Below are 10,623 nucleotides of genomic sequence, written 5' to 3'. Positions count from 1 at the left end.
AAAGAAGGAGCGTAAAACTATACGTTTTACACTCCTTTTTTATTGGTTAATAAAAATTTAGTTTTTCAGTGACCTCAAGTAATCACCGGATTTTTTGAATATCTCAGAAGTGATCTTCCTCATACTGCGGATGATACTTTTGCGAATACTGATGTACAATATGTTTTTAATATCGGTAAAGCGGCAATCGGCGCATTGCAGCATTTCGCTGTCGCATCGAAAAAATAGAGATAATCGAATTGTTCTAAAAAAGCCAGTCGAAAAATCCGACTGGCTTCTAATTTATCCGGCTCTTGTACCGCCTTTTGCAGTATCAGAATTGGGAGGTTTTACTTCTTTTACTTTTCCCTTTTCAGGGTTAATTTTTCCTTTACTTTCCGGTTCGGTTTTGGATTGCTGATTTTCTTTGTTGTCTTCTTTCATGGGATAATTTTTTAATGAATTGTATTTAAAACACATAAGTCACAAAATAAGCTGAAATTTCATTTAAAACAGTTTAAAAAATCTTCGATTTTATTCTTCTGATAGCTTTGAATATTCTAATTCTTGCAACATAATGGTCTTTTGCCTCTTTTGCGGTTGATTCTTAATGAGTTTAGAGATAAAAATACAACTTTACCGGTTTCTGGAAAGCAAAATTTCTTCAATATCTTTCAGTGTAAAATTCTTGGCTTTCAGTAAAATCAAAAGGTGATACAGCAGATCTGCCGCTTCATTTTTAAACAGATCATCATTGTTGTCTTTGGCTTCGATCACCACTTCTACGGCTTCCTCTCCCACTTTCTGAGCCATTTTGTTGATGCCTCTCTGAAATAATGAATACGTATAGGAACCTTCGGTTTTTTCATCAATTCTTTGGCTTATTTTTTCTTCCAGCTCATACAGAAAACCTTTAGAATCTTTGTCCCCGAAACAGCTGAAGCTTCCGGTGTGGCAAACAACATTCATAGGAATTGCCTTAATTAAAATCGTATCCTGATCGCAGTCTACGGCAATATTTTTAACGGTTAAAACATTTCCCGACTCCTCTCCTTTTGTCCAGAGACGGTTTTTGGAACGGCTGAAAAAAGTTACAATCCCTTCTTTTTTTGTTTTTTCAAAAGCTTCTTTGTTCATGTAACCCAACATTAAAACCTGCAACGTTCTGTCGTCCTGAATAATCACCGGAACCAAGCCTTCACTTTTATTAAAATCAATTTTCATCGTACTGCCAATTTTTTAAATTTTAAATTATTTTTCAGATCCTGAATCTGCACTTCTCCAAAATGGAAAATACTTGCCGCCAAAGCTCCTGTTGCTTTTGTCTGATTAAAAACGGTTTCAAAATCTTCTATTTTTCCTGCACCTCCGGAAGCAATAACAGGAATATTTACATTTTCGGAAATTAACTTCGTTATTCTGAGATCAAAACCGTTTTTTGTACCATCGCCATCCATCGAAGTAAGAAGAATTTCTCCCGCACCCAGTTCTTCTGCTTTCTTTGCCCAGTCTGATGTCTTCAGATCCGTTATTTCCCTTCCTCCTTTCACATAAACCCAGTCCGATCCGTTTACCAATCTTGTATCAATTGCAACCACAACACACTGGCTTCCGAATTCTTTTGACAACTCCGAAATTAATGCCGGATTTTTAACTGCCGAAGAATTAATGCTGATCTTGTCTGCTCCTGCTTCCAAGAGTCTTCTTACATCTTCCACCGTAGAAATTCCGCCACCGACCGTGAATGGAATACTTAATTCTGCTGCGATTTTCTGTACCAGTCCGGCAAAAGTTTTCCGTTCTTCTATCGTTGCGGTTATATCCAGAAAAACCAATTCGTCTGCGCCTTCTTTTTCATATCTTTTGGCAAGTTCTACAGGATCTCCCGCATTTCTTAATCCTTCAAAATTAATTCCTTTCACCGTAGTTCCGTCTTTGATATCCAGACACGGAATGATTCTTTTTTTAAGCATTTTCAATAAAATTTTGGAGTTGCTGCAAACTTACTCTTCCTTCATAAATTGCCTTTCCGATAATCGTTCCGGAACAGCCGATCTTTTTCATCTGTTCAACATCTTCAATACACGAAATTCCGCCGCTTGCAATTAACTGAACTTCTGTTTTTTCTACAATTTCTCTGTACAGTTCATCCGAAGCGCCCTGAAGCATTCCGTCTTTGGAAATATCCGTACAGATCACATTTTTAATTCCTTTATTTTTATATTTGAGAATAAAATCAATCACATCCAGTTGGCTTTCTTCCAGCCAGCCCGAAGTTTTTATCTTTCGGTTTTCGCAATCGGCTCCGAGAATAATTTTTTCCGGACCGTATTTTTCAATCAGATCAAAACAGAAATCGGGATCCTGAACCGCAATACTTCCAATCGTAATCTGCTTTGCTCCTGAATTAAAAGCAATTTCAATATCTTCCAGAGTTTTCAGTCCGCCCCCGAAATCAATTTCCAGAGAAGTCTCTTTTGCAATGGTTTCCAAAACCTTTTGGTTAACAATATGCTTTGATTTTGCACCGTCAAGATCCACCAGATGAAGATATTGTATGCCAAAACTTTCAAATTCTTTGGCGACTTCAAGCGGATTTTCATTATATATTTTTTTGGTATCGTAATCTCCTTTCGACAAACGAACGCATTTTCCGTCGATGATGTCTATAGCGGGGATAATTTTCATATTCAGTTTTATTGTTTTAAAAAGTTTTCCAGTAAACGGCTTCCTATATCTCCTGATTTTTCAGGGTGGAACTGCATGGCATAAAAATTATCTTTTTGCAGAGAAGCACTGAACGGCAGAATGTAATCGCAAACTGACGTTGTATTTTCCGATAATTCGCAGTAGAAACTGTGAACGAAATACACATCGCTGTTTTCTTCGATACCTGAAAATATTCCGGATTTAAAATCTGAAATTGTATTCCATCCCATGTGCGGAACAATATTCTTTGCAGGAAACTTTTTTACATCGATATCAAAAATTCCCATCCCGACTGTATTTCCTTCTTCATTATTTTTACACATGAGCTGCATGCCCAGACAAACGCCTAAAACCGGCTGTTTTAAAGTCGGAATTAACTGATCCAGGCCGTTTTCCTTTAACAATTTCATGGTAGAAGATGCTTCACCCACTCCCGGAAAAATTACTTTGTCGGCTTTTCTTATCAGGTCAAAATCATCGGTTACCACAGATTCTACATTTAATCTGTTCAATGAATTCTGTACGGAACTGACGTTTCCGCCGTTGTATTTGATGATGGCAATCATTATAAACTTCCTTTGGTTGATGGTAAATTAAAATTCTTATCCGTCTGTTTCACTGCCATTTTTACCGCTTTGGCAAATGCTTTAAACACAGATTCGATCTTGTGGTGTTCGTTGTCACCCTCCACTTTAATGTTGAGATTACACTTTGAAGAATCGGTGAACGATTTGAAGAAGTGGTAAAACATTTCGGTCGGAACATCGCCAATTTTCTCACGTTTGAAATCTGCTTCCCACATTAACCACGGTCTTCCTCCGAAATCAATGGCGACCTGTGCTAAACAATCATCCATCGGAAGAAGAAATCCGTAACGTTCAATTCCTTTTTTCTTTCCCAAAGCTTTTAAAACAGCTTCTCCAAGAACAATTCCTGTATCTTCAATCGTGTGATGCTCATCAACCTGCAAATCTCCTTTGACATTAATTTTCAAATCTAAATTTCCGTGTTTGGAAATCTGTTCGAGCATGTGATCAAAAAAGTGTAATCCGGTTGAAATTTCAGAGGCTCCGCTTCCATCAAGATTGACTTCAACCTCAATTTCTGTTTCATTGGTTCTTCTTGAAACTTTGGCTTTTCGCGGAATATTCGTCAAAAACTGTGCGATTTCGCTCCAGCTTTCCGTTGTTAAGTCAGCTTCATCATTCTGAACTTTATTGATCAATATAGATTTTGCTCCTAAATTTTTTGCCAACTGAATATCTGTAAGCCGGTCTCCAATCACAAATGAATTTTCCAGATCGTAGTCTCCGTAAATATATTTTCCCAACATTCCGGTTCCCGGTTTTCTTGTCGGCAGGTTTTCACTTTCAAAACTTCTGTCGATCAGAATATCACTGAAAACAATTCCTTCATTTTCAAAAGCTTTTAACATTTTTTCCTGTGGTTTGATGAAATCCTCATAAGGAAAACTTTCGGTTCCCAAACCATCCTGATTGGTTACCATTACCAGTTCAAAATCAAGTTCTCTGGCAATTCGGGAAAGATTCTGGAAAACTCCGGGATAAAATTCTAGCTTTTCAAGAGAATCAACCTGAAAATCAATGGGCGGCTCTAAGATTAAAGTTCCGTCACGATCTATAAATAATACTTTTTTCATTTTACTTTTCTTTTACTTTTTCTACACCTCACAGGTTTTAAAAAATCTGTTAGGTTTCAGATTTAATTAAATACTTCTTAAGACGTTAATCAGCTTATTGTTTTCTTCTCTATTACCCACATTAATTCTAATGCAATCCGGAATCTGCGGACTTCTTTTGCTCGTCAGAATTTCATTTTCCAGCAATTTCTGGTATACCTTATCTACGTTTTCAAACTGAATAAGGAAGAAATTAGCATCGCTTGGAAATACTTTTTTGATGCAGTTTATTGTCTCTAATTCATTTTTCAACCAGGAAATTTCATTTAAAGTATTTTCTATATTGGATTTCACAAATTCTTTATTACTAATAAGTTCTGATATTTTATTTAAACTTAAAGAATTAACATTATACGGAGATTTTACTGTATTGATCAGTTGAATAATCTCTTCTGAAGCATATGCAATTCCAATTCTTGCTCCCGCCATTCCCCAAGCTTTGGAAAACGTCTGAAGAACGATAAGATTGGGAAATTTTTCCAACAGTTCAACACACGATTTCTTTCCTGAAAATTCAATATACGCTTCATCAACCACAACAATTCCCTCAAAATTCTGAATGTAAAATTCAATATCTTCGATTGAATTTCCGGTAGGATTATTGGGCGAACATAAAAAGAAAACTTTTGGTTTTTCTTCGTTTGAGATTTTTAAAAACTCTTCTTTATCGATTTCAAAATTTTCATTCAGATTCAGTTTGACCACTTTATTTTCATTCACCGAAGCATAAAATCCGTACATCGCAAAAGAAGGATTCATCATCAAAATAGCATCTTTTTTCGGTTCACAAAAAACTTTCACGATAAGATCGATCAGTTCGTCGCTTCCGTTTCCGACTGCAATCTGTTTTGCTGAAACATTTTTCAGTGCAGCCAATTTCTCTTTCAATTCTTTCTGGGTAGAATCCGGATAGCGGTTCAGTTCTCCGAATGCGCTTTCATTCGCATCCAGAAAAACAGGATTTTCAAATGTATTGTTATCCCTGAAACTCACATAAGGCTGCAATTCCAGAATATTTTTTCGTACTAAATATTTGATATTAAATTCTTTCATTCTGTTCTTTTAATCTGATACTTACGGCATTTTTGTGAGCGAAAAGCCCTTCCGCTTCCGCCATTATTTCAATGGTTTTTCCTAAATTTTTCAATCCCTGTTCCGACAGATTCTGGAAAGTAATTTTCTTAACAAAACTGTCAAGAGAAACCCCGCTGTAATTTTTCGCAAAACCGTTCGTAGGAAGGGTGTGATTGGTTCCGCTCGCGTAATCTCCCGCACTCTCGCAAGAATAATTTCCTAAGAAAACAGAACCGGCATTCTGAATTTTCGGAATATAATTTTCAAAATCATTAACGGCTAAAATCAAGTGTTCCGGAGCGTACAAATTGCTGAATTCCAAAGCTTCATCTATTGAATTCAGTAAAATAAAGTGGCTGTTTTTCAAAGATTCTGCTGCCATTTCATTTCTAGGAAGTGCTTCAAGCTGTTTTTGGGTCTCCAAAATCGTTTCATTAAGAATTTTCTCGTCTGTGGAAAGGAAAATCACCTGACTGTCGCTTCCGTGTTCTGCCTGAGAAAGCAAATCTGCTGCACAGAATTCAGGAACTGCTTTTTCGTCGGCAATTACAAGAACTTCACTCGGTCCGGCAGGCATATCGATGGCAATATTGTAGTTTTGCGCGTATTCTTTAGCGGCTACAACATATTGATTCCCCGGTCCGAAAATTTTGTAGACATTGGGAATACTTTCGGTTCCGAAAGTCATTGCTGCAATCGCCTGAGCGCCCCCTGTCTTGAAAATCTGCGTCACTCCGCACAATTTTGCTGTATATAAAATTGCAGGATTTACATTGCCGTTTTTATCGGGCGGCGTACAGAGAATAATTTCTTTACAACCCGCTAACTGAGCCGGAATGGCAAGCATTAAAACCGTAGAAAACAACGGTGCTGTTCCTCCCGGAATATAAATTCCTACTTTTTCTATCGCTCGGTTTTCTCTCCAGCAAACCACTCCTTTTGTTGTTTCTATTTTTTCGACCGTTGGAATTTGTGAAGCGTGAAATCTGGTAATATTCGATTTTGCTTCCTGAATGGCTGTTTCCAGTTCTTCACTGATCAGATTTTCAGCGGCTTCAATTTCTTCTTCAGAAACTTTAATGCTGTTTATTTCAGCGGAATCAAATTTTTTAGCAAAATCAATCAGCGTCTGATCTCCGTTGTTCTTCACTTCATCGAAAATTCCGGCAACAATTTCTGTTAGTCTTTCTCTTTTTATGATGGGTCTTTTTGTTAATTCAGACCATTGTTCCCTTTCAGGATATCTTTCTACCTTCATATTAAATCACCATTTTATCGATTGGAATTATTAAAATATCCTGCGCTCCTTTGTCTTTCAGTTCATCAATCACTTCCCAGAAACGCGCTTCGTCTATCACGGAATGGATACTGCTCCACCCTTCTTCCGCCAACGGAATCACCGTCGGACTTTTTAGCACAGGAAGCGCTTTTGAAACTTCTCCGATCTTGTCGTTCGGAACATTCATGAGAATATATTTTGAATTTTTTGCTTTAAGAACGGCTTTAATTCTGAAGAGAAATTTTTCAAGAATTCTGGTTTTTTCTTCATCCAGTCTGAATGTTTTTGCCAGAACGGCTTCAGAAGTAAGAATGGTAACGGTTTCTCTTAATCCGTTTTTGAAGAGGGTGCTTCCTGAGCTTACAATATCGCAGATTCCGTCGGCAAGTCCAATGTTCGGAGCGATTTCTACAGAGCCTGAAATGATGTGAATATCTGCTGAAATATTGTTTTTATCCAAAAAGTTTTTCAGGGTATTCGGATAAGAAGTGGCTATTTTTTTCCCCTGAAAATAGGCGATGTCATCGGTTTCAATTTCTTTCGGAACTGCCAGAGAAACCCTGCATTTTGAAAATCCTAAAGGCTGAACGATTTCAATTTTTTTCTGTTTTTCCACCAGAAGATTTTCTCCCACAATGGCAATATCCACCACTCCGTCTTCCAGATACTGAGGAATATCCGAGTTTCTGAGATACATGATTTCCATCGGAAAATTTTCTACGGAAACTTTTAACTGATCTTTTCCGTTGTTAACGAAAATACCGCAGTCTTTTAAGAGCTGAAGAGATTCTTCGTAAAGGCGACCGCTTTTCTGTATGGCTATTTTTAATTTACTCATTTCACTTTTTGTTGTGCCTGAGTAAAAAGATGGTTTGGAAATAAATTGCCCGGGATGAATTTAGAAACAAAAAACCGCCTGTTTACTCAGACGGTTTTAATTATTTTGATTTTTAACATAAGTACATATCAATCAATTCCGTCTTAGCAGAGATGATGATGATAATGATGTACTGTTAAAAAATTCGGTTTCATTGTTGAAAATTGTGGTACAAATTTAGGACTTATTTTTAAACTGCCAAAAAATTTACGAAATAATTTTTCGGTAAAGATTCATCAGGTTATTGGCAATCGGTTCGTCATTGAACTGCTGAACGAAGTGAAAACCTTTATCAGCACGGCGTTTACGTTCGGATTCATTGTCCCATAAAAATTTAATTTTAGACTGAATATCGAGATGATTTTCCGGATCTACATAGACGGAATCGGGTCCGCCCGCTTCGGGAAGACAGCTTGTATTGCTTGTAATAACTACTGTTTTCGAAAATAATGCTTCGATGACGGGAATTCCGAAACCTTCGAAAAAGCTTGGATAAACGAAGATATCGGCAAGTTTGTAGATTGCAGCGAGTTCATCCATGGAAACTCCTTCGAGAAACTGTACGCTGATTTTATGCTGCTGAACAAACTGTTCTACTTTCCTGAAGTATTTTGTTTTTTTGCCGACAACCACAAGTGGAATATTCGTGTCTTTCAAAGCTTTTACCACATTGAGAAGATTTTTACGTTCTTCGATGGTTCCGACATTGAGAATGAATTTTTCCGGAAGACTGTATTTTTCTTTGGTTTTCTGAATGAATTCTTCGGATTGCTGTTCTTTAAACGCTTTATGACATCCCTGATAAATGACTTCGATCTTCGATTCGGGAACTTTTAAAAACTGGATAATATCGCGCTTGGTCTGTTCTGAAATGGCAATGATTTTATCGGCAGAATTTGCGGCTTTCCTGAATTTCCAGAAGTGAATTTTACGGTCGAAAAAGGAATAATATTGCGGATATCTTTCAAAAATAAGGTCGTGAATGGTGACAATTTTTTTGATGGGTTTTTTATCCCATTTCAAAGGCAATTCGCCGGATAATCCATGAAAAATATCGGCGTTCTGTTTTTGGGCATCCTTCCCCATTTTAAACTGTCGGGACATTTTTCCTTTGGAAGTTTCCACAAAATGAACGTTGGAGTTTTCTAAAATATCAGATCCTCTTTCCGATTTGTTTTTGTTGAGCAGAATGTATTCGTTTTCAGGGAAATACTGTGCTAAAATTCTAACAAGATCGCGGGAATAATTCCCTAAACCGGAGGTGTTGTGAAAAAATCTTTTGGCATCAAATGCTATCTTCATGGCTGTATTTGTTTTTGAAATTCCTGAATTGTTCCGAATGAATAATTTTTACTTTTTAACCATGTAAGAAATTCATCGAACCTTTTTACCATCTCTATTCCTGAATTTTTCACGGTAAAACCGGGTAATTTAAAGGCTTCATCTTTTATTTCGGCAAATTCCCACGGATGAAAGTAGATGTTGAGATATTTGTCTTTTTTCAAAACGTCGGAAGCCAGTTTTTTGTAGAAAAACAAGGGAAAATTGTGAAAACTCAGCCAAAACAACGGGATTCTGAAATTGGGTGAAACGGAAGCCGGAATCTGCACCACATTTCCTTCGTTAAAATAAGTTCTCGATATTTTTAAATTATTATATCTTCCGGGAAGATAGGTGGGATTGATGGAGGAATTGTAAGAATATCCCGCGTTCTCAACGGCATTTTTGCTTACAGGCATCATTCTGGGCATTCTGAGTCCTGTAACCTGCGTTGAAAACAGTTCTTCGAGTCTTTCTTTGGATTCTTTAAGGTGTTTTTCTTCAAAATCTGAATGAAACCATGTGTGAGAAGCCAATTCGTGACCTTCATTTAACAGTCTTCTGATGAGTTCTTTGCTGTTTTCTGCAAAAACTACGGTTGAAAAGAACGTTGCTTTTGCATGGTGTTTTTTGAGAATATCTAAAATTCTTTCGACGCCTTTCTGTGAAATTGAGATTTGCTGTTCAAAGGAAATTTCTCCTTTGTATTCCAATGGCATATCAAATTCCTCGATGTCAAAACTTAATAAAACCATTTAAAAATTTTTATTTTTGATGATATAATTGGGTCTTTCTTTTACCTGTTTGAAAATTTTGCCTAAATAAATTCCCATAATTCCTAAAATAATCAGTTGCAGACCGCCAAAAAATACGATGGTCATAATTAATGAAGCCCAACCTGAAATTTCGGTTTTTGCCACGAAGGAATAAATGACATACAAACCGTATCCGACAATTGAAAATGCGGAAAAAAGGAATCCTAAATAGGCTGCAATATACAATGGTTTTACACTGAATGCCGTAATCCCTGTAAATGCAAAAGTGATCATTTTCTTGAGGTTATAGCTGCTTTCGCCTGAAAGTCTTTCATTGGCTGTAAATTCGATTCCGGTCTGTTTAAAGCCCATCCAGCTTGTTAAACCCCGTAAAAAGAGGTCATCCTCGTTGAAAGTTCTCATCACTTCCACGGCATTCGCATCCATCAGTCTGAAATCTGAACCGCCTCCTTTTGTTAAATTAACATCGGACAAACTCGACAGGATTTTATAAAAAAAGTCGGACGTTTTTCTTTTGAAATAGGAAATCTGCTTAGGATAGGTTCGAATCGTAAAAACAATGTCGTAGCCTTCTTCCCACTTTTTAATCATTTCCGGAATCATTTCGGGAGGATGCTGCAGATCGCCGTCCATTGAAATGACTGCATTTCCGAAAGCGTTGTCCATTCCTGCTTTTACGGCGGGTTGATGTCCGAAATTACGTGAAAATTCAATGAATTTTACTTCGTCATATTTTGCGGAAAGTTCTTCAAGTTTCTGCTGGGTTTTGTCGCGGCTTCCGTCGTTCACGAAAATAATTTCAAAGCCGTAATCATCCAGTCCATCAAAAACTTCTTTAATTTTCTGATGAACCAAAGCCACGTTTCCTTCTTCGTTATGCGCAGGAATTACAATTGAAATTTTTTTCATA

General features: G+C 37.0%; 12 protein-coding genes. All 12 read right to left on the bottom strand.

Annotated features, from left to right (window positions below; genetic code table 11):
* Positions 1 to 282: 282 nt before the first annotated feature.
* On the bottom strand, positions 283 to 423 hold the full coding sequence (locus tag H6W52_RS16020) for a hypothetical protein (protein WP_157967267.1): 141 nt from the start codon (positions 421 to 423) through the stop codon (positions 283 to 285).
* 192 nt (positions 424 to 615) lie between these two features.
* Positions 616 to 1,203 carry a bifunctional phosphoribosyl-AMP cyclohydrolase/phosphoribosyl-ATP diphosphatase HisIE gene (gene hisIE / locus H6W52_RS16015; RefSeq protein WP_116099217.1) on the bottom strand — a complete coding sequence of 196 codons (588 nt, stop codon included), beginning with the start codon at positions 1,201 to 1,203 and terminating at the stop codon, positions 616 to 618.
* A complete protein-coding gene (gene hisF / locus H6W52_RS16010; protein ID WP_116099218.1) occupies positions 1,200 to 1,952 on the bottom strand; it encodes an imidazole glycerol phosphate synthase subunit HisF in 753 nt (250 codons plus the stop codon). The genes hisIE and hisF overlap by 4 nt, the downstream gene beginning before the upstream one ends.
* On the bottom strand, positions 1,945 to 2,667 hold the full coding sequence (hisA, locus tag H6W52_RS16005) for a 1-(5-phosphoribosyl)-5-[(5-phosphoribosylamino)methylideneamino]imidazole-4-carboxamide isomerase (RefSeq protein WP_116099219.1): 723 nt from the start codon (positions 2,665 to 2,667) through the stop codon (positions 1,945 to 1,947). Before hisA ends, hisF begins: the two co-directional genes overlap by 8 nt.
* Positions 2,668 to 2,675: 8 nt before the next feature.
* Positions 2,676 to 3,254, bottom strand: a complete 579-nt coding sequence (gene hisH / locus H6W52_RS16000; protein ID WP_185144428.1) for an imidazole glycerol phosphate synthase subunit HisH — start codon at positions 3,252 to 3,254, stop codon at positions 2,676 to 2,678.
* On the bottom strand, positions 3,254 to 4,348 hold the full coding sequence (hisB, locus tag H6W52_RS15995) for a bifunctional histidinol-phosphatase/imidazoleglycerol-phosphate dehydratase HisB (RefSeq protein ID WP_116099221.1): 1,095 nt from the start codon (positions 4,346 to 4,348) through the stop codon (positions 3,254 to 3,256). The genes hisH and hisB overlap by 1 nt, the downstream gene beginning before the upstream one ends.
* A 66-nt stretch (positions 4,349 to 4,414) precedes the next feature.
* Complete coding sequence (gene hisC / locus H6W52_RS15990; RefSeq protein ID WP_116099222.1) at positions 4,415 to 5,440, bottom strand: histidinol-phosphate transaminase; 1,026 nt, start codon at positions 5,438 to 5,440, stop codon at positions 4,415 to 4,417.
* Entirely contained in the window at positions 5,427 to 6,719 is a 1,293-nt protein-coding gene (hisD, locus tag H6W52_RS15985; RefSeq protein ID WP_116099223.1) for a histidinol dehydrogenase, read from the bottom strand. Before hisD ends, hisC begins: the two co-directional genes overlap by 14 nt.
* 1 nt (position 6,720) lies before the next feature.
* Complete coding sequence (gene hisG / locus H6W52_RS15980; protein WP_116099224.1) at positions 6,721 to 7,578, bottom strand: ATP phosphoribosyltransferase; 858 nt, start codon at positions 7,576 to 7,578, stop codon at positions 6,721 to 6,723.
* 246 nt (positions 7,579 to 7,824) lie between these two features.
* Positions 7,825 to 8,919, bottom strand: a complete 1,095-nt coding sequence (locus H6W52_RS15975; protein WP_116099225.1) for a glycosyltransferase family 4 protein — start codon at positions 8,917 to 8,919, stop codon at positions 7,825 to 7,827.
* Positions 8,916 to 9,692, bottom strand: a complete 777-nt coding sequence (locus H6W52_RS15970) for a polysaccharide deacetylase family protein (RefSeq protein WP_116099226.1) — start codon at positions 9,690 to 9,692, stop codon at positions 8,916 to 8,918. The genes H6W52_RS15975 and H6W52_RS15970 overlap by 4 nt, the downstream gene beginning before the upstream one ends.
* Complete coding sequence (locus tag H6W52_RS15965) at positions 9,693 to 10,622, bottom strand: glycosyltransferase family 2 protein (protein ID WP_116099227.1); 930 nt, start codon at positions 10,620 to 10,622, stop codon at positions 9,693 to 9,695.
* Between the last annotated feature and the right edge of the window lies 1 nt (position 10,623).

This window comes from Chryseobacterium sp. C2(2020) (assembly GCF_014218915.1).
Taxonomy (GTDB): Bacteria; Bacteroidota; Bacteroidia; order Flavobacteriales; family Weeksellaceae; genus Chryseobacterium; species Chryseobacterium mucoviscidosis.
Note: the sequence above shows the minus strand (reverse complement) of the source record. Positions and strands in the feature narration are given on the sequence as shown.

Excerpts from the sequence above, each read along its gene's own strand:
- hisIE (WP_116099217.1), bottom strand. The coding sequence starts at position 1,203 with ATGAAAATTGATTTTAATAAAAGTGAAGGCTTGGTTCCGGTGATTATT.
- H6W52_RS16020 (WP_157967267.1), bottom strand. The coding sequence starts at position 423 with ATGAAAGAAGACAACAAAGAAAATCAGCAATCCAAAACCGAACCGGAA.
- H6W52_RS15970 (WP_116099226.1), bottom strand. The coding sequence starts at position 9,692 with ATGGTTTTATTAAGTTTTGACATCGAGGAATTTGATATGCCATTGGAA.
- hisH (WP_185144428.1), bottom strand. The coding sequence starts at position 3,254 with ATGATTGCCATCATCAAATACAACGGCGGAAACGTCAGTTCCGTACAG.
- hisG (WP_116099224.1), bottom strand. The coding sequence starts at position 7,578 with ATGAGTAAATTAAAAATAGCCATACAGAAAAGCGGTCGCCTTTACGAA.
- hisD (WP_116099223.1), bottom strand. The coding sequence starts at position 6,719 with ATGAAGGTAGAAAGATATCCTGAAAGGGAACAATGGTCTGAATTAACA.
- hisA (WP_116099219.1), bottom strand. The coding sequence starts at position 2,667 with ATGAAAATTATCCCCGCTATAGACATCATCGACGGAAAATGCGTTCGT.
- hisF (WP_116099218.1), bottom strand. The coding sequence starts at position 1,952 with ATGCTTAAAAAAAGAATCATTCCGTGTCTGGATATCAAAGACGGAACT.
- hisC (WP_116099222.1), bottom strand. The coding sequence starts at position 5,440 with ATGAAAGAATTTAATATCAAATATTTAGTACGAAAAAATATTCTGGAA.
- hisB (WP_116099221.1), bottom strand. The coding sequence starts at position 4,348 with ATGAAAAAAGTATTATTTATAGATCGTGACGGAACTTTAATCTTAGAG.
- H6W52_RS15975 (WP_116099225.1), bottom strand. The coding sequence starts at position 8,919 with ATGAAGATAGCATTTGATGCCAAAAGATTTTTTCACAACACCTCCGGT.
- H6W52_RS15965 (WP_116099227.1), bottom strand. The coding sequence starts at position 10,622 with ATGAAAAAAATTTCAATTGTAATTCCTGCGCATAACGAAGAAGGAAAC.